The 18,849-nt window shown below is 40.8% G+C and carries 20 protein-coding genes, 1 tRNA gene and 1 pseudogene; 18 read left to right on the top strand and 4 right to left on the bottom strand.

All coding sequences use genetic code 11. The features are described from left to right. Nucleotides 1-2 precede the first annotated feature (2 nt). The 13 genes from rplE (at nucleotide 3) to rpsA (ending at nucleotide 10,263) form a co-directional block, all read left to right on the top strand. On the top strand, nucleotides 3-569 hold the full coding sequence (gene rplE, locus BP74_RS03690; RefSeq protein ID WP_072833544.1) for a 50S ribosomal protein L5: 567 nt from the start codon (nucleotides 3-5) through the stop codon (nucleotides 567-569). Between the two features lie 65 nt (nucleotides 570-634). Beyond that, nucleotides 635-904, top strand: coding sequence for a 30S ribosomal protein S14 (rpsN, locus tag BP74_RS03685; RefSeq protein WP_496371185.1), 270 nt, complete (start codon nucleotides 635-637; stop codon nucleotides 902-904). A 125-nt stretch (nucleotides 905-1,029) separates the two neighbouring features. Then, nucleotides 1,030-1,428, top strand: coding sequence for a 30S ribosomal protein S8 (rpsH, locus tag BP74_RS03680; protein ID WP_072833542.1), 399 nt, complete (start codon nucleotides 1,030-1,032; stop codon nucleotides 1,426-1,428). A gap of 90 nt (nucleotides 1,429-1,518) precedes the next feature. Continuing rightward, nucleotides 1,519-2,073, top strand: coding sequence for a 50S ribosomal protein L6 (gene rplF, locus BP74_RS03675; protein ID WP_072833541.1), 555 nt, complete (start codon nucleotides 1,519-1,521; stop codon nucleotides 2,071-2,073). Nucleotides 2,074-2,171: 98 nt separating this feature from the next. After that, nucleotides 2,172-2,531, top strand: coding sequence for a 50S ribosomal protein L18 (gene rplR, locus BP74_RS03670; protein ID WP_496371182.1), 360 nt, complete (start codon nucleotides 2,172-2,174; stop codon nucleotides 2,529-2,531). Nucleotides 2,532-2,615: 84 nt separating this feature from the next. Beyond that, complete coding sequence (gene rpsE, locus BP74_RS03665) at nucleotides 2,616-3,134, top strand: 30S ribosomal protein S5 (protein ID WP_072833539.1); 519 nt, start codon at nucleotides 2,616-2,618, stop codon at nucleotides 3,132-3,134. Nucleotides 3,135-3,202: 68 nt separating this feature from the next. Next, nucleotides 3,203-3,385, top strand: coding sequence for a 50S ribosomal protein L30 (rpmD, locus tag BP74_RS03660; RefSeq protein ID WP_496371180.1), 183 nt, complete (start codon nucleotides 3,203-3,205; stop codon nucleotides 3,383-3,385). Between the two features lie 103 nt (nucleotides 3,386-3,488). Continuing rightward, complete coding sequence (gene rplO, locus BP74_RS03655; RefSeq protein WP_496371178.1) at nucleotides 3,489-3,938, top strand: 50S ribosomal protein L15; 450 nt, start codon at nucleotides 3,489-3,491, stop codon at nucleotides 3,936-3,938. Between the two features lie 69 nt (nucleotides 3,939-4,007). After that, complete coding sequence (gene secY / locus BP74_RS03650; protein WP_496371176.1) at nucleotides 4,008-5,357, top strand: preprotein translocase subunit SecY; 1,350 nt, start codon at nucleotides 4,008-4,010, stop codon at nucleotides 5,355-5,357. A gap of 117 nt (nucleotides 5,358-5,474) precedes the next feature. Continuing rightward, on the top strand, nucleotides 5,475-6,275 hold the full coding sequence (gene map, locus BP74_RS03645; RefSeq protein WP_496371174.1) for a type I methionyl aminopeptidase: 801 nt from the start codon (nucleotides 5,475-5,477) through the stop codon (nucleotides 6,273-6,275). 42 nt (nucleotides 6,276-6,317) lie between these two features. Continuing rightward, nucleotides 6,318-7,550, top strand: coding sequence for a BaiN/RdsA family NAD(P)/FAD-dependent oxidoreductase (locus BP74_RS03640; RefSeq protein WP_496371172.1), 1,233 nt, complete (start codon nucleotides 6,318-6,320; stop codon nucleotides 7,548-7,550). Between the two features lie 51 nt (nucleotides 7,551-7,601). Beyond that, the gene (locus BP74_RS03635; protein WP_496371170.1) at nucleotides 7,602-8,126 is read left to right on the top strand and encodes a hypothetical protein; all 525 of its coding nucleotides are present in this window, start codon (nucleotides 7,602-7,604) and stop codon (nucleotides 8,124-8,126) included. 190 nt (nucleotides 8,127-8,316) lie between these two features. Next, on the top strand, nucleotides 8,317-10,263 hold the full coding sequence (gene rpsA / locus BP74_RS03630; RefSeq protein ID WP_496371168.1) for a 30S ribosomal protein S1: 1,947 nt from the start codon (nucleotides 8,317-8,319) through the stop codon (nucleotides 10,261-10,263). 87 nt (nucleotides 10,264-10,350) lie between these two features. Here the strand turns inward: rpsA and BP74_RS03625 are convergent, their stop codons facing one another. Beyond that, entirely contained in the window at nucleotides 10,351-11,061 is a 711-nt protein-coding gene (locus BP74_RS03625) for an SIMPL domain-containing protein (protein WP_496371166.1), read from the bottom strand. Between the two features lie 107 nt (nucleotides 11,062-11,168). Here BP74_RS03625 and BP74_RS03620 point away from each other — a divergent pair, with 107 nt between their 5' ends. After that, complete coding sequence (locus tag BP74_RS03620; RefSeq protein ID WP_496371164.1) at nucleotides 11,169-11,942, top strand: lysophospholipid acyltransferase family protein; 774 nt, start codon at nucleotides 11,169-11,171, stop codon at nucleotides 11,940-11,942. Between the two features lie 68 nt (nucleotides 11,943-12,010). After that, on the top strand, nucleotides 12,011-12,484 hold the full coding sequence (locus BP74_RS03615) for a Dps family protein (protein WP_496371162.1): 474 nt from the start codon (nucleotides 12,011-12,013) through the stop codon (nucleotides 12,482-12,484). Between the two features lie 31 nt (nucleotides 12,485-12,515). Here the strand turns inward: BP74_RS03615 and BP74_RS03610 are convergent. Both BP74_RS03610 and BP74_RS03605 read right to left on the bottom strand, forming a co-directional pair. After that, nucleotides 12,516-12,803, bottom strand: a pseudogene (locus BP74_RS03610) (DUF1330 domain-containing protein). A 6-nt stretch (nucleotides 12,804-12,809) separates the two neighbouring features. Continuing rightward, a complete protein-coding gene (locus BP74_RS03605) occupies nucleotides 12,810-13,322 on the bottom strand; it encodes an acyl-CoA thioesterase (protein ID WP_496371160.1) in 513 nt (170 codons plus the stop codon). Nucleotides 13,323-13,473: 151 nt separating this feature from the next. Here BP74_RS03605 and BP74_RS03600 point away from each other — a divergent pair, with 151 nt between their 5' ends. The 3 genes from BP74_RS03600 to BP74_RS03590 all read left to right on the top strand — a co-directional run bounded on the left by BP74_RS03600 (nucleotide 13,474) and on the right by BP74_RS03590 (nucleotide 17,355). Further along, nucleotides 13,474-14,721 carry a proline dehydrogenase family protein gene (locus BP74_RS03600; protein WP_496371158.1) on the top strand — a complete coding sequence of 416 codons (1,248 nt, stop codon included), beginning with the start codon at nucleotides 13,474-13,476 and terminating at the stop codon, nucleotides 14,719-14,721. 78 nt (nucleotides 14,722-14,799) lie between these two features. Beyond that, nucleotides 14,800-14,874: transfer RNA gene (locus BP74_RS03595), tRNA-Val, on the top strand. Nucleotides 14,875-15,192: 318 nt separating this feature from the next. Next, nucleotides 15,193-17,355, top strand: a complete 2,163-nt coding sequence (locus tag BP74_RS03590; RefSeq protein WP_496371156.1) for a catalase — start codon at nucleotides 15,193-15,195, stop codon at nucleotides 17,353-17,355. Between the two features lie 340 nt (nucleotides 17,356-17,695). Here the strand turns inward: BP74_RS03590 and BP74_RS03585 are convergent, their stop codons facing one another. After that, entirely contained in the window at nucleotides 17,696-18,790 is a 1,095-nt protein-coding gene (locus BP74_RS03585; protein ID WP_496371154.1) for an MBL fold metallo-hydrolase, read from the bottom strand. Nucleotides 18,791-18,849: the final 59 nt, after the last annotated feature.

The raw sequence follows: 18,849 nt of genomic DNA, 5'->3' as shown, positions 1-18,849 counted from the left end.
TCATGGCTACAGCAACATATACTCCGAGATTAAAAAATAAGTATAAGGATGAAGTGATCCCTGCGTTGATGAAACGTTTCGGATACAAATCCATTATGCAGGTTCCTAAACTGGAAAAGATCGCTATTAACCGTGGTGTTAATGGTGCAGTGAATGATAAGAAATTGGTTGACATCGCCCTGGAAGAACTGACAACGATCAGTGGCCAGAAGGCAGTTTCAACAATGTCTAAGAAGGACATTTCCAACTTCAAATTGCGTAAGAACATGCCAATTGGCGCACGTGTTACTTTACGTGGTGAGAAGATGTATGAATTCCTTGACCGTTTGATCTCCGTTGCACTTCCCCGTGTACGTGATTTCAAAGGTATCAATGAGAAGTCCTTTGACGGTCGTGGTAATTATACCATGGGTGTTACTGAGCAGATCATCTTCCCTGAGATCGATATTGATAAGGTGAATCGCATCACTGGTATGGATATCAGTTTTGTTACTACCGCTCAAACAGATGAAGAAGCCTTCGAACTGTTGAAAGAGTTAGGTATGCCTTTCAAAAACGTAAAGAAGTAATTTGATAATAGGATCCTGGTTAATTCCAAGGTCACGAATTCAGAAATAAAAAATAAAAATCAATTATGGCTAAAGAATCAGTAAAAGCCAGACAACGTAAAAGAGAAAGAATGGTAGCCCAATATGCTGAAAAAAGAGCAGCATTGAAGGAAGCCGGAGATTGGCAGGCATTGGATGCCTTACCAAAGAATTCGTCTAAGGTGCGTTTGAAGAATCGTTGTCAGTTAACAGGTCGTCCAAGAGGGTATACCCGTTATTTCGGTATTTCCAGGATCGCACTGCGTGACATGGCTTTAAATGGTATGATACCAGGTTTGAAAAAAGCAAGCTGGTAAAATACACCTGATCCAAAGGTTGATACAAAAGTGTAACAGCCGGGGTCAATGACAGTAAACAATAAATTAAAAAATTTAAACTATCCAATTGTTCCGCTCCGGCGGAATGTAGGAGGGCTAATAATATGGTAACAGATCCTATTGCAGATTATTTGACAAGAATCCGTAATGCGCAAATGGCAGGCCACAGAATCGTTGAGATCCCGGCTTCTAACCTGAAAAAGCGTATGACCGAGATCCTATACAACCAGGGTTATATTCTGAAATACAAATTTGAGGATGATAACAAACAAGGCTTGATCAAAATAGCCCTGAAGTATGATGCTCAAACAAAACAGCCGGCTATTCACAGCCTGGAGAGAGTGAGCCGTCCGGGTTTGCGTCACTACTCAAAGCCAGGTGATTTCCGCCGCGTTAAAAACGGTTTAGGTGTAGCGATCATCTCTACTTCTAAAGGTGTTTTGACAGACAAAGAAGCTAAGGTGCAGAATGTAGGTGGTGAAGTTCTTTGTTATATATATTAATACCAGTTGTTGATACATTAAGCCGACACCTATCCAGGCTGACCGGTCAATAACGTAATAACTTTAATCAAATAATTTAAAACATATTTTATGTCTCGTATAGGTAAAGCTCCAGTTGCAGTTCCCGCCGGCGTAACAGTTAGCGTAGGTTCTGATAATGTGGTTACTGTAAAAGGTCCTAAGGGTGAATTAAAGCAGCCGATTGACCGTGATATCAAAGTGGAAGTAAAAGACGGACAGATCATTGTTACCCGTCCTACGGACCAGATCCGCCACCGTGCACTTCATGGTTTATCCAGGGCTCTTGTAAGCAACCTTGTAAAAGGCGTTACAGATGGCTATACTAAGAAACTGGAATTGATAGGAGTAGGTTTTAAGGCAGCTAATACAGGAAATGTATTGGACCTTGCTTTAGGTTACTCTCACAATATCATCTTTGAAATTCCTAAGGAATTGAAAGTGGCTACTGAACAATTAAAAGGTCAGAATCCAACTATTACTTTGGAAGGAACAGACCGTCAATTGATCGGTGCTGTTGCTGCAAAGATCCGCAGCCTGCGTAAGCCTGAACCATACAAAGGAAAGGGTGTACGTTACCAGGGTGAGGTTGTTCGTAAGAAAGCTGGTAAAGCTGCAGGTAAGTAATAGTTTTTTGTTTGGGTTTCTGAACTATTTGATAGAGGAAACCTGGAAAATAAAATATAAAATATCCCTGGCAGTATCAGGGAGTTAAACAGAATAAAATGAGAACAAGCGCAAAATTATCCAGGAGACAGAACATACGCTACCGTATCCGTGCCAAGATAGCAGGAACGGCGCAAAAGCCACGTCTTTCTGTATTTCGCAGTAATGCAGATATATATGTTCAATTGATTGATGATGACAATTCAGCCACACTAGCGGCTGCATCATCAAGAGATAAAGACATAGCTGCCCAAAAAGGTACTAAAACTGAAAAAAGCAAACTGGTAGGCCAGGCTATTGCCCGCAAAGCAAAAGACCTTGGAATTGAAACAGTAGTATTTGACCGTGGCGGTAACTTATACCATGGCCGTGTGAAGCAACTGGCAGAAGGTGCAAGAGAGGGCGGACTGGTATTTTAATTTTAAGATTGAAGATTTAATATTTAATAGTTAAGTCATTCAATCAAATATTCAATCTTACATATTAAATCTTAAATAGATTAAATGGCAAAAGCAATTTTAAACAGAGTAAAAGCAGGCGACCTGGAATTAAAAGAAAAGGTAGTTGCTATTAATCGTGTAGTAAAAACTACCAAAGGTGGTCGTACGTTCAGCTTCTCTGCATTAGTGGTTGTTGGAAATGAGCAAGGTGTGGTTGGTCATGGCCTGGGTAAAGCAAAAGAGGTTCAGGAAGCTATAACCAAGGGTATTGAAGATGCAAAGAAAAACCTGATCAAGGTTCCAGTAATGCACGGAACAATTCCTCATGACCAGTTAGCTAAAGTTGGTGCAGCTAAAGTATTGATAAAGCCAGCAGCACATGGTACCGGTGTAATCGCCGGAGGTTCTATGCGTGCAGTTTTAGAAAGTGCAGGCGTTACCGACGTATTGGCAAAATCATTGGGTTCTGCTAATCCTCATAACGTGGTAAAGGCAACTTTTGAAGCCCTGGCATTGTTAAGAGAGCCAATTTCTGTGTCAAGAACAAGAAGAATTGGTTTAAAGAAAGTATTTAACGGATAATCCAGGCGGAAGTCCTTCATGTTTAGGTTCATTCCTTATCATGAGCTTTCACCTTCAATCTTATTAGTATGAAAAAGATAAAGATCACTTTAGTAAAAAGCCCTATTGACAGGCCTGAGCGTCAGAAGTTAACCCTTCAGGCTTTGGGTTTGAACAAAATGAATGCAACTAAAGAAGTTGAGGCTACTCCACAGATTTTAGGCATGGTTCGCAAGGTTGAACACATGATTACTGTTGAAGAAGTTGCTTAACACAGCAAAGCAAAATGAAATAGGATCCCCTTGATCTCTTTTTCATTTTTATATTTTTAATTAACAAGCGAGGGGAGATTCCCCGTAAGTAAAAATCAAACAAATGAATCTACACAATTTACGCCCTGCAAAAGGCGCAGTTCATAAAGAGAAACGTATTGGTCGTGGTGAAGCTTCCGGTCATGGTGGCACATCAACAAAAGGTAACAAAGGTGGTCAAAGCCGCGCTGGTTATAAAAGGAAAATGGCTCACGAAGGTGGCCAGATGCCAATCCAGCGTCGTGTTCCAAAACGCGGATTTAAAAATCCTAACCGTATTGAATATAAAGTTTTCAACTTAGGCCAGATTGAGCAATTAGTTGAAAAGTATGGTATCAAGGAGTTTTCATTGGAGAATTTATATACAAATGGTCTGATCAACCAGACTGACAGAGTTAAGATCTTAGGAAACGGAGAATTAAAATCGAAGCTGAGCTTCAAAGTGAACGCAATGAGCGAGAAAGCGAAGCAGGCTATCGAAACTGCGGGTGGTTCGGTTGAATTAGTGAAGTAATTTTTAGTAAATTGCAAGGCGCAGCAATGCGTCTTTTTTTGTTTATGGACCGTAAACTTTGAATTTTCCGTGAAAAATTTAATCAAGACTTTAAAAAATATCTGGAGCATCGAGGAATTGCGCAGTAAGATCCTGTATACTCTGCTCCTTATTTTCATTTATCGTGTAGGTACGCATATCGTGCTACCTGGTATCGACCCAACAGCGTTGGGACAGGTGGCAAAGCAGGCAAGTGGCGGTATCCTTGGCTTAATTGACACATTTGCTGGTGGTGCTTTTTCACAGGCATCCATTTTTGCATTGGGTATCATGCCTTACATTTCTGCCTCAATCTTCATCCAGCTGATGACTGTTCTGGTACCACAATTCCAGAAAATGCAGAAAGAAGGTGAAAGCGGCCGTAAAAAGATCAACCAATGGACAAGGTACCTGACTGTAGGTGTAACAGTGGTCCAGGCTTCGGCATATGTTGCCTACCTGAAGCAAATAACTGCACAAAGCGGTGGTGTGATGCCTGGCTATGCAGATTATTTTTGGCTTTCCACAGTTGTTACCTTAACTGCAGGTTGTTTATTCGTAATGTGGTTAGGTGAGAAGATCACTGATAAAGGTTTAGGTAATGGTACCTCCCTGATCATCATGATCGGTATCCTTGCCCGTTTACCGCAATCATTTTTACAGGAGTTGACCAATAAATCAGTTCGTTCAGGCCAGATACTTGTTTTCATCATTGAGATCGCTGTTCTGATCGCTATCATTCTTGGATGTATATTATTGGTTCAGGGTACACGTAAGATACCTGTTAACTATGCCAAGCAGATTGTTGGAAACCGCCAGTTTGGTGGTGCCCGTCAATTCCTGCCTATCAAAGTAAACAGTGCCGGTGTAATGCCAATCATCTTTGCACAGGCCATCATGTTCCTTCCAACACTTTTCAACCTGACAAGTTTAGCAAAGACAGAAACAGGGCAAGGTATCAACAGGATATTTACAGACCATACCAATGTTTGGTATATGACCATCTATGCTGTTGTGGTAATTGGATTTACCTTCCTTTACACGGCCCTGATTTTTAATCCTAAGCAGATTTCTGATAACCTGAAGCAAAACAATGGTTTTGTTCCCGGTGTAAAACCAGGTCAGCCAACAGCTGATTATATCGGTGCTATTATGGATAAGGTTACTTTACCGGGTGCCTTTTTACTTGCATTGGTTGGTATCCTTCCCGGTATTGCACAATTACTTGGCGTTACAGCAGGATTTTCTACTTTCTATGGTGGTACATCCCTGTTGATCATGGTAGCCGTAATTTTGGATACACTTCAACAGATCGAAACACAATTATTAATGCGTCAATATGATGGATTAATGAAAAGTGGTCGTATCCAGGGAAGAACTGTTACCCAGGCTTCTTATTAATAAGAATAAAAATAGTTTAATGAAACCTGGTAAGCTTACTTGCCAGGTTTTTGTTTGTTAAATGGTTAGCGTTACATTATTGATTCTAGAATAATTTTTTAAGCAGGAACTAATTATATGATCCATTACAAAAACAACGAGGAAGTTGAATTGATGAGAGAAAGTGCATTACTGGTAAGTAAGACACTTTCAGAAGTTGCTAAAATATTGATGCCTGGAATTACTACTTTATCGATAGATCTTTTTATTGCAGCATTTCTCCAGGACAATAAGGCCGTTCCATCCTTTTTAAATTACCATGGCTACCCCTATAACTCCTGTATATCGGTGAATGATGTAGTCGTACATGGTTTTCCGGGATCTTATGAACTAAGAGAAGGGGATATTGTATCTGTTGATATAGGTGTTTATAAAAACGGGTTTCATGGTGACCATGCCTATACATTTATGATTGGCAAACCTGCAGATGAAGTTATCCAGTTGGTACGGGTAACTAAAGAATCTCTTTTTAAAGGCATTGAAAAGGCTATTGCCGGTAACAGGCTTGGCGATATATCTTTTGCCATACAGGAGCATACAGAAAAGAAGCATGGTTATGGTGTAGTGCGCGAACTGGTTGGTCATGGATTGGGAAGGAGTATGCATGAAGACCCTCAGGTGCCTAATTATGGTAAAAGAGGGGCAGGGCCTGTTCTTAAAGAGGGTTTGGTGGTCGCCATAGAGCCAATGATCAATTTGGGAAAGAAGGATGTTTTTACAGATGCTGATGGTTGGACTGTGAGGACAAAGGATGGAAAGCCTTCTGTTCATTTTGAACATGATGTATGTATAAGAAAAGGCAAGGCAGATATATTATCAAACTATACACCTATAGAGGTTGCCGAGAAAGCCAATACTAATCTTTTCTCGGATTATTAGTTTCCTTCTTCTTATAATTTACCTGACCTGAATGTAAAGTTTATGCCCCGGAAGAAATTAATAGTAATAGGAGGAGGGGCTGCAGGGTTTTTCTGTGCGGTTAATGCAGCAAGGAGGAATCCGGATCTGCAGGTAGAATTATTGGAGAAAACCAGTAAGCTTTTGTCCAAGGTAAAAATATCGGGGGGAGGACGGTGTAATGTTACCCATTCCTTATTTGATATAACGGAAATGAGCAGACGTTATCCCAGGGGACAGAATTTTGTCAAAAAAACATTTTACCAGTTTTTCACTACAGATACCATAAGGTGGTTCAATGAACGAGGTGTTTCGTTGAAGACAGAAAAGGATGGAAGAATGTTTCCATCTACCGATTCCTCTGAAACCATCATTAATACCCTCTTGAATGAAGCCAATAGTTATGGTGTTGATATAAGGCTGAATACTGAAGTCAAGTATCTTCAATCCAGGGATGGAATATTTCATATTCAGTTAAATAATGACAGGCAGGTAACTGCTGATTATGTTTGTATTGCCTGTGGTGGTTATCCCAAATTGTCTATGTTTCAATGGTTACAAAATGTAGGACATTCCATTTCTGAACCTGTGCCATCATTGTTTACTTTTAATATTCCAGGTCATCCCATTACTCAATTAATGGGCGTATCTGTAGAAAAGGCCAGGGTGAAGATTGAAGGCACCAAATTATCGGAAGAAGGTCCTGTACTCATCACCCATTGGGGATTAAGTGGTCCAGCTATTTTACGACTGAGTGCCTGGGGGGCCAGGGAACTTGCGCAAAAAAATTATGCATTTTCCATCCACCTGAACTGGATCCCGGAGTACAATGAACAGAACCTAAAGGAAGCCTTTCAAAACTTCCGCATTGCGCTTGCAGGAAAGAAAATTGTCAACCATGTTATGAGCCAGTTGCCAGCCCGCTTGTGGCAGTTCCTGGTTCAACAGGCAGGAATTTCTGCAGATATGCGGTTTGCTGATCTGCCGGCCAAATTGGAAAACCTCCTGATCAAAAATCTTGTTGATTATATTTTAATAGTCAAGGGGAAAACCACTTTTAAGGAGGAATTTGTTACTTCCGGGGGTATTGCTTTATCAGAGGTTGATCCTCAATCTATGATGAGTAAAAAAGTTCCTCATTTATTCTTTGCAGGTGAGATATTGGATGTGGATGGGATCACTGGGGGCTTCAATTTTCAACATGCATGGACCAGTGGTTGGATAGCCGCAAAAGCTATTGCTGAAAATGATGCTTAATCATATAGCGTTTATTATTTATACTCTATATTGCCAGCCAAAACCAAAAAAATGAAAACTATCTGCTTATCTCTTCTCATTGCCCTCACTTTCTTTTCATGTAAAAAAGATAGCACGGAAACTACTTATGGAATTAAATGCAATATCAATGGTGTTCCCAAGACCTTTAATATCATGATGAATGCGCACAGGGAAGAAGATAATGGCTACAAATCGGTTTCTATAGGAGGAATGAATAATGGTTCAAGCGAAGAATATATTACAGGTATAATTATCAATATGCCTTCTCAAAAGGCCATAGATGCAGGTACTTATACTGATGCTTCAAAAGAGTATGAATTGTTATTTACCTATTCTTTAGGCTTCTCAGGACCAGATTATGAAGCTGGCAGAACATTATATGAAGAGGCTCAATACAGGGGAGTTACAATCTCCAATCCTCTCAAGGTTACTATCACATCACTTACCAACGAAGTAGTTAAGGGTACATTTTCTGGTGATTTTTATTTTGAAGCAGATCCTGGTGCTGAAAAAAAGAGTATTACCAATGGTGAATTTGCCTTGAAATTTCAGTAGCATGATTTATAACTGCCTGTTTGTAAGATTTTTAGGGCAGAAGATGGATTTATTGTAATAGGTGCCCATAATTGTATTTCTAATACTTAAATTCTCCCAACCAGAATAACAAAAATCTCACAGGAATAGCCCCATTTTTCGGGCATTTTAGCCTATTTTTGCCGCCCCGAACAAAAACACGGGGTTTATTATGGAAGAAAATCAAATTGTTAACCCAAACGCTGAAGGACAGGAGAATGCACCTGCTGCTGAACAAGCAACAGAGCAGGCTACAGCGACAACAAATGTACCTGTTCAGGAGCCTGTTGAAGAAAGAATCGTAACAGCTCATGATGATTTTGACTGGAGTATCGACAAACGTAATGTTGCTACATACAGCCAGGAAGAAAAAGAAAAGTACGATAAAGTGTATGAAAACACTTTCGTGCAATTGAACGATGGTGAGATGATCAGGGGACTTGTGGTTGGTATCACTAAAACAGACGTGGTTTTGAACATTGGTTTCAAATCTGATGGTCTTGTATCACTGAACGAGTTCCGCGATATCCAGGGACTGAAAGTTGGTGATGAAGTGGAAGTTATGGTAGTGGAAAAAGAAGACCGTGATGGTAATCTTAACCTGAGCCGTAAGCAAGCCCGCATTACCCGTGCCTGGGAAAGAATTGTGGAAGTTCATAAAACTGGTGAGATCGTTACCGGTACTGTTACCAGCAAAACTAAAGGTGGCCTTATCGTTGATGTATTTGGCATGGAAACCTTCCTGCCAGGTTCTCAGATCGACGTGAAACCAGTGACCGACTACGATCAGTTTGTTGGTAAAACAATGGAATTCAAAGTGGTTAAGATCAACGAAGCCATTAAGAATGCTGTTGTATCTCACAAAGCTCTTATCGAAAGCGATATTGAAGCACAACGTGCACAGATCATTGGTAAACTCGAAAAAGGCCAGGTACTGGAAGGTACTGTTAAGAATATCACCGATTTCGGTGCGTTCATGGACCTTGGCGGTTTAGATGGTTTGTTGTACATCACAGATATTTCATGGGGACGTATCAACCACCCAAGCGAAGTATTGAAATTAGACCAGAAGATCAACGTTGTTGTGTTGGATTTCGACGACGAGAAAAAACGTATCTCTCTTGGTTTAAAACAATTGACTCCGCATCCTTGGGATGTGTTGCCTGAAACAATTACAGAAGGTTCTATCGTTAAGGGTAAAGTAGTGAACATTGAAGACTACGGTGCTTTCCTTGAGATCCTACCTGGTGTTGAAGGCCTGGTTCACGTATCTGAAATTACATGGGCTAACACACCAATCAACGCAAAAGAATTCTTCAAACTGGGTGACGAGCATGAAGCTAAAGTGGTAACACTTGACAAAGACAGCCGCAAAATGAGCCTGTCTATCAAGCAAATGTCTCAGGATCCATGGAGCGATATCGAAACTAAATTCCCTGAAGGAAGCCGCCATACTGGTGTAGTTAAAAACATCACTCCTTACGGTGTGTTTGTTGAACTGACTTCTGGTATCGGTGGAATGATCCACATCTCTGACCTGAGCTGGTTGAAGCGTTTCAATCACCCAACTGAGTTTACTAAAGTTGGTGAGAACATTGATGTGATCATCCTGGGTATTGATAAAGAAAACCGCAAACTGCAATTAGGTCATAAGCAATTGGAAGAAGATCCATGGAACAGCCTGCAGGATACATTCGCCGTTGGTTCTATCCACGAAGGAACTGTATTACGCAAGGATGATAAAGGAGCTATTGTACAATTGCCTTATGGTTTAGAAGGCTTTGCGCCTAACCGTCACCTTGCTAAGGAAGATGGTAAGAGCGTAGGTGCTGATGAAACCGCAGAATTCATGGTAATTGAATTTGATCGCAATGAAAAACGCATTGTTGTTTCTCATGCCAGGATTTGGGAACAGGCAAAAGCTGATGAAAAAGATGCTGCCCGTAAGGAAGCAAGAGCTGATGCTGACAAAACCAAAAAAGCAGTGAAAAGCCTGCAGGGTAAGGTTGAGAAGCCAACCCTTGGTGACCTTGGTGCTTTGGCACAGATCAAAGAAAGATTACAGCAGGAAGAGAAAGGTGGTTCAGCCGCTGGTACTACTCCTGAAACTGAAGGATAATCCTATTTCATCCTATTATAAAGTCCTCAACATTCGTTGAGGACTTTTTTTATGCCTGCTTAATTGTTAAATGATAATACAGGTATTTTACTGGAGGGAGAAAATAACAGTAACATCATACCTCATCTTTATCTTTTTAAATGTTACAGCTGCATCTTCCTGGGGTGCTGACTGATCCCTCAATTGCATATTTGATACCTTCATATTGTAAACATAGGGCGTATAATATTCTACCGGTTCATTGATCGTTACTGCAACACCAGCTTTTTCATTGATTGCCTCTGAAAGATAAACGGCTTTATCTTTTGCAGCTTTAATAGCATCTATCTTCAGCTTCTTGCGAAGCTCTTCCATTCTGCTCGTAGCTGTTCGTTGGATAAAGAAATTTTCTGTAGCATTATCATCTAGCAGGTCAACAAGTTGGTCAAGTTGGTTGCTATTGCTTACTTTGACCTGGTATGAAATGGAGGCATATAGCTCATCTTTTTTATGTTTCTTCCTCCACCATGGATTACTATTCAGCCCATCATAAGCAGAAATGCTAACCAGGGAATCAGGTATTCCTATTCTCTTGACTGAGCGAAGAAAATCCTGTTTGATGCGATCAATAGCCATCTTTCCCTGGCCTTTCTTATCGTATTCTTTAAGATCCACCTGTACATAAATTTCATCCGGGATGATTTCCATTTCTGCACTACCGGTTACGGTAATGGTTTTGGGATAAGGATTTTTATCAGCCTGTGCATACAAATGCAACAGGCTAAACAGCATCAATAGGGTAATACTTATTTTTTTCATGGCATTAATTTTTAGTATAGATGTTTTGTAAATTATTTTACATAAGCCCTGCATGCGCATTAACAATATGTAAACATGTAACTTTAACTATCAAATTTGCTTGCAGCATGAGTATTTGGAAAAAGTTAGCTGAATTCCAATTTGTAAGAAAAATAGTGTATGCTATTGTGGGTATATTTTCCTACCCTGGATTGGCTATAGTAAACAGGTTAAAAATATCAGGTACCGAACATATTGAAGATCTCCCCACGAAAAATGTTTTATTTGTCAGTAACCATCAAACCTATTTCGCCGATGTAATTACTTTTCTGCATATTTTCTGTGCGGTGAAATGGAGAAGAAGAAACATGCTTGGGTTGCCATTTTATCTCCTCAATCCATTTACAAGTGTATACTATGTGGCTGCAGAAGAAACAATGAAAAGCAGTTGGATCAGCAGGCTATTTACGCTTGCCGGGGCATTAACGGTGAAGCGAACCTGGAAGAAAGATGGTAATGAAACCAGAAGAGGCTTAGACCCCTCTGATACACGTAAAATAGAAAGATCACTAAACAACGCCTGGGTTATCACTTTCCCGCAGGGCACTACCAAACCATTCGCTCCGGGCCGAAAGGGCACCGCCTATATCATCAAACATTGCAGGCCCGTTGTGATTCCCGTTGTGATCCAGGGATTCTGGAGAGCTTTCAACAAAAAAGGCCTGAAGTTTAAAAAGACCGGGGTTCAGCTTTCCGTACGTTTTAAAGAGCCATTGCAAATTGATTACGAAGCACCTGCTGAGCAAATACTGGCACAGATCATGGATGCAATTGAGCAAAGCAAGGATCACATGTTGATGGGGGCACACCATTGGAAAACTAAGGAAGAAGCCGTTGCATGATCCTTAGCTAAGTCTTCTATTTTTTCCGTTTTTAATTTCAAGAAAGAAGTTTGTAAATGTATTTACCTATGGCTAATAAAAATGAGATAGGACTAGACACAGACGAATCGAAAAAGCTGGCAGATAGTTTAAATATATTATTGGCGAACTACCAGTTATTTTATATTAATGCACGTGGATTTCATTGGAATATTACTGGCGAAAAATTCTTTGAGCTCCATGCAAAGTTTGAAGAGCTATATAACGACCTGTTGCTAAAGGTTGATGAAGTAGCAGAACGAATTCTCACTCTTGGAAATACGCCTTTGCATACCTTCTCAGATTATCTTGAGACAGCCACGATCACTGAGGCAAAGAATATTTCGATAGATAAAGATGCTATGCAAAACATAGTCGATTCCTTCCGCACCTTGATCACATTACAGCGGGAGATAGCAGGCGTAGCCGATGATGCAGGTGATGAAGGCACGAGCGCCTTAATGAGCGATTACATTCGTGAACAGGAAAAACTGGTCTGGATGTATTCAGCTTATTTAAAATAGCCTAAATGGAATTTTCGTATTAAACTGGTTTTCATATTCCTTCAACAAGTAGCATTTTTGTTGTGGAAGCTCCCTGGCGAATAGCTTTGGCAGGGGCATATTCTTCTGAAGCCCACCATTGTTTGGCCAATTCTGTCGTCGGAAATTCCAATACTACAATTCTTTCCGGGTTCCAGTTTCCCTCAAGTGTTTATGTTTGACCACCCCTAACAATAAACTTACCCTTGTAATTTTCCAGTGTTCCAAGGGTTAATTTTTTATAACCCTCATAGGCTTCATGATCATGGATGGCTATTTCAACAATAATGTAAGCAGGCATAACAAATTATTTAAAGAATAAAGCTTTTAATTCAGAAGCATCATTAGGGTGCATCTTTCCCCCCAGTATCAGGCGAATCTGCCTTCTTCGTAATGCGCCTTCGAATAAGTTTTTTTCGTCTTCGGACTCTGGTACCAATTCGGGAACTATTCTTGGTTTCCTGTTCGGGTCAAGAGCAACGAATGTATAATAGGCTTCATTGCTTTTATATTTATACTGTTGTGTAAAATCTTCACCCCACACTTTTAAATGTACTTCCATGGAGGTGTGAAAGGCCCGGCTCACTTTTGCCTCAATATGAACCGTATTGCCCAATTTTATGGGGTTTTCAAAAGAAATATTATCTACCGAGGCGGTCACAACAGGTGCATTACAATGGCGCTGCGCGGCTATGGCGGCTGCAATGTCCATCCAGTACATCAGTCTTCCTCCCATAAGGTTCCCAAAAACGTTGGTATCATTGGGCAGCACTATCTCGGTCATCATGGTCATACTATCCGCAGGTGTTCGCTTTTGCATACTTGAAATTTGCGCAAAGCTAAGGTTAAGAGGGGTTATGATAAAAATCCCCGACGGCGCTATCAGGCCATCTTGTTAATGGTTTATGATTTTTGTCATTGTGGGTCCAACTTATCTTTTTTCACTCATTTATCTATTAGATTTGCAAGCCATGAATACCAAAGTTTTGCAGCCGATTACTACCAATATGTCCTTCGATAATACGGACATCGCCTTTGCTCATTTATCTAATGATGATTTAAAACAAAGTCATTGGTTATTTGGATTAATGGGCAAGCCATGGTTAGTAAACCTGGGAGTAAAATTGACCCCTTGGGCCATAAAAGCCGGCCTGCCGGTAAAAGGTATAATCCGTAAAACCATATTCAGGCATTTTGTTGGGGGTGAGACAATGGAAGCTTCCATTCCTGCTATTGAAAAAATGGCCCAATACCATGTACAGGTGATCCTTGATTATGGTGTGGAAGGCAAACAGGGTGAAGCAAATTATGACCATGCCCGTGATGAATTTATACGAGTGATCAATTTTGCTTCCACTCAGGATAATGTGCCTTTTATGAGTGTGAAAGTTACAGGCATTGCCCGGTTCGGATTACTGGAAAGACTGGATTCATTAATGCACATGTCTCCAACCGATTCCCTGATAAAAAAGTACAATGATGCACTCGCTAAATTAAGCAATGAAGAAAGAGCTGAATGGCAAAGGGTTTGTGATCGCTTTGATCTTATTTGTAAAGCAGCAGACAAGGCTAATGTTGGTTTTCTTGTTGATGCAGAAGAAACATGGATACAGGATCCTGTTGATGCTTTGACCATGCTGATGATGGACAGTTTCAACAAAGAAAAGCTTGTCATCTATAATACACTTCAATTATACCGTCATGACAGGGTCGAATTCCTGAAGCAATGCTTCAAAGCCGCGGAAGAAAGAAATTTTTTCCTGGCTGTGAAACTTGTACGTGGAGCGTATATGGAAAAAGAACGCAAAAGAGCCCAGGAAAAAGGATATCCTTCACCTATTCAGCCTGATAAGCAATCTACTGATAATGATTATGATGAAGCTGTCCGGTTTTGCATTGAACACTACGATCGTATAGGAGTTATAGTGGCCTCGCATAACGAACGAAGCAATTTACTGGCTACACAATTAATGGACAAAGAAGGGCTTTCCCACGATCATCCCCATGTGCATTTCAGCCAATTATATGGTATGAGTGATAACATCACCTACAACCTGGCGGCTGCAGGATTTAGTGTAAGTAAATACCTTCCTTTCGGTCCTATTAAAGATGTAGTTCCTTACCTGATGCGCCGTGCCGAAGAAAATACATCGGTTGGGGGACAGACAAGCAGGGAACTTTCTTTGATTGAAAAAGAATTAAAGAGAAGAGCCATTTAATTACCACAAACTTTCTTCGGGTAACGAATTGAATTCTATAAGCAGAAAGTATAGATTTCGTATTTTGCCACCATTAATGGACTGTTAGCTCAGTTGGTTTAGAGCATTACTTTGACAGAGTAGGGGTCACTGGTTCGAATCCAGTACAGTCCACATCCTTTTTACAGTAAATTCCTTTCTTGATCTATTCCTGATAATTTACCCTTTTCTGATAGCTTTCAACCAGGATAGGTGGCTCATAATTTCTATCTCAATAATTCGGTTATAATTTACACCGGAAACACAGGGTTCCCTCATCAACAATAAAGTTGATATTAATGGAATGACCGTGATTCATTCCTTAAGCCCGTACATATTACTTTAACTATAAGGCCAGGTGGTTTAATTATTGCATAAATGCAGGTACTCTCTTTTGTTATTTCATCCTCCCTTTAGACAACTACCATTTTTTAATACAACTAAATTAATCTTATGGCCAAATCAACCAGGAAGAACACCCGTGTCAATAATAAGTTGGAAGACCTTTCCAGAAACATGGCTGACGGAACCGATCAATTTATGACCACTGACCAGGGACTAAGAATCAATGATGATCATAATTCGCTGAAAGCGGGTGAACGTGGTCCCAGTTTACTGGAAGATTTTATTTTGCGTGAAAAAATTACCCATTTTGATCATGAGCGTATTCCGGAACGTATTGTTCATGCACGGGGATCTGCTGCACATGGTGTGTTTAAGTTAACAACATCCTTATCTAAATACACCAAGGCTGCTTTTTTAAATGACACCTCCCGGGAAACTCCGGTCTTTGTTCGCTTTTCCACGGTGGCTGGTTCAAGAGGATCTTCTGATCTTGCACGCGATGTAAGAGGTTTCGCTGTTAAATTTTATACTACTGAAGGCAACTATGACCTGGTAGGGAATAACATCCCGATATTTTTTATCCAGGATGCCATGAAGTTTCCCGATCTGATACATTCGGTGAAGCCGGAGCCGGATAATGAAATTCCCCAGGCTGCCTCCGCGCATGACACTTTCTGGGATTTTGTTTCATTGATGCCTGAAAGTTCCCACATGATCATGTGGGCCATGAGTGACCGTGCCATACCAAGAAGCTTGCGTATGATGGAAGGATTTGGCATCCATACCTTTCGCTTTATCAATGAAAAGGGGGATAGCCATTTTGTAAAATTCCATTGGAAGCCTTTGCTCGGCGTGCATTCTGTAGCATGGGATGAAGCCCAGAAGATATCGGGTAAGGACCCGGATTTTCATAGGCGTGATCTGTGGGACAGCATTGAAAATGGTGCTTTTCCCGAATGGGATCTTGGCGTTCAGATTGTTCCTGAAAAGGATGAACATAAATATGATTTTGATCTTTTAGATCCTACCAAGATCATCCCCGAAGAACTGGTACCGGTACAGATCGTTGGCAGAATGACACTGAACCGCAATCCGGATAATTTCTTTGCCGAGACCGAACAGGTGGCCTTCCATCCCGGGCATGTTGTTCCCGGAATTGATTTCACCAATGATCCATTATTGCAGGGAAGATTGTTCTCTTATACAGACACCCAATTATCACGATTAGGCAGCCCCAATTTCCACGAGATTCCTATCAACCGTTCGGTCAATACTATATTTAATAACCAGCGTGATGGGCATATGCGCCAGCAAATAGACAAGGGCAAAGCAAGCTATTCCCCCAATAGTGTGGGCGGCGGATGCCCGTTTTTAGCCAAGGCAGCAGAAGGCGGCTTTACAAGCTTCCAGGAAAGAATTGATTCTTCAAAGATCAGGGGTAGAAGTAAAAGCTTCCTGGATCATTTCAGCCAGGCGACTTTGTTTTATAATAGCCAGTCTGAAGCTGAGAAACAACATATCAAAGACGCTTTCAGTTTTGAATTGTCATTGGTCAACTTTCCTGAAATCAGGCAAAAGGTTGTAGATCATTTTTCCAATGTTGACCTGGGACTGGCACAATATATTGCCAATAAAATTGGAGCGATTCCCCCTAAAAAGGCAATGCCGGTGCAGAATGGTGCGATTCCTGCCGATGGGAATCCAAAAGCTTATCAACCTGTAAAGGGTAAATCGGCTATAGATAAGTCAGGCCCTTTGAGTATGGCCAATACCATCAAGAATACGATCAAGTCAAGGCAAATAGCTGTCTTGATAGCAGATGGTGTGGATGAAGCTTCATTAAAGAATCTGGATAGTAAATTATTGGCTGAAGGAGCGATGGTAAAATTGATAGCTCCCAGGCTTTCCCCGGTGAAAGGTTCAAAGGGTGGCAGTATAAACCCTGATAAGACCTTTTTTAATGCAGCTTCAGTATTGTTTGATGCTGTTTATATCCCGGGAGGAGCAAAAAGTGTGGCAGCTTTGAGAGAAGAACCGGATGCCATCCATTTTGTAAACGAAGCTTTTCGCCATTGCAAGGCTATTGGAGCTGATAAGGATGCTGTGGCTTTTTTGGAAGATACTTATATTACAAAAAAGCTGGGAACTGATTTATCTAAAGACCATTCTTCCAATGGAGTGATTACCAATGGTAATATTAAAAACTTCAGGGATGCTGTAGCCAGGCACCGCTTTTGGGAAAGGGAAATGTTAAGTAAAGTACCTGCTTAATTCATTAAAGGCTGCTATTTCTTCAGGGCAGCCTTTTTACTTACATCTACTGGTACTTCCTTTTTTGAGCGCCCGGATCCTATCATTACCAGGTTAGGCTGAGAAGTATAGCTTCCTCCATTCTACGCCCTATCAACCCCCTATCTACTCCCTACCTAAGGTATACATAGTGCGTGATTACCACGCAGTATCTATACTCCAGGTAGGGAGTAGATAGGGCGCACATTGGGAGTTGCTATATTGGAAAAGGGAATTTCCAGGTAAGTTGTACCATGAAGTAAACCCAATAATTATACTCTAACCGGGGTTAGTAGGGTTATTTATCCAATTCGAAATTATTCTAAGTAATTGATTCCCACCACTTGAGGCCTTTGAAAGGCTGTTTAAAATAGAGCGCTTCCCCGATTAAAGGGTGTAAAATCTCCAAATTCCTGGTAATTGCCTCATTGGTGACCCTTTTAATTGGTTCATTCCAGGGATGATTGCCAAGGGCAAATTTGGACCAATGAACTGGTAGTAAACGCTTTGCATGCAGGTCTTCTGCTGCCCTGACTACTTCTTCAGGAAGCATATGTATGTATTTCCAGTTTTTATCATATTGGCCATTCTCAAGAATGACCAGGTCAAATGGGCCAAACTTATCTCCAATGGTTTTAAAATGATCGTCATAACCGGAATCGCCCCCAATAAAAATTCTATTAGATGGAGTGGTCAAAATATAACTGCTCCATAATGTGGTGTTTCTTTTAAATGTACGTCCCGAAAAATGCCTGGCGGGCGCACTATTTATCAAAAAACCACGTTCAAGCAGGGTTTCTTCGTTCCAATCCAGTTCTGTGATTATTTCCGGATCAAAGCCCCAATGCTCAAGGTGGGCGCCCACACCCAGGCCGGTAATTACTTTACCCACCCTTGATTTTAATTTGACCACGGTATTATGGTCAAGATGGTCCCAATGATCGTGGGTGATGATCAAATAGTCTATATCCGGAATGTCTTCTGTAGAGTACACATCGCTGCCGGGAAAAGACCTTGTTGTAAACTTAAGGGGCGAGGCGCTTCCACTGAGTACAGGGTCAACAAGGAACTTTTTCCCATCTACCTGTAAAAAATAGGAGGAATGACCAAACCAGGTAAGTACAGCCTCACCTGGGTCCAATTTGAATAAATCGGTTCTTTGAGAAGGGAGTTGGCTTGTGGGTTTTCTATGCTCCTTTTTTTCCAAAAAAAATTCTTTCAGTACGGAAGTATAACTAACTCCCTCTGTGAGGGCTGGTGTGGGGTTCAGATTTTGAAACTGCCCATTTTTATAATTGGGAGAATTTTTCATCCTTTCCCTTCTTTTGCCTGAAGCTGCCTTTCCAAATTTTGGCTGTTGCATGAAAAAATAAATAACCAGGCAAAGGATAACAATGATACCGGCAAGAATCCACATATATTATACGTAAGACTATTTAAAATATTGAACCGAAGGGGAAAAGGGCAATTTACGAA

It is taken from the genome of Flavisolibacter ginsengiterrae DSM 18136 (assembly GCF_059568575.1).
The sequence above is the reverse complement of the archived record's forward strand: the minus strand, read 5'-3'. Positions and strand labels throughout refer to the sequence as shown.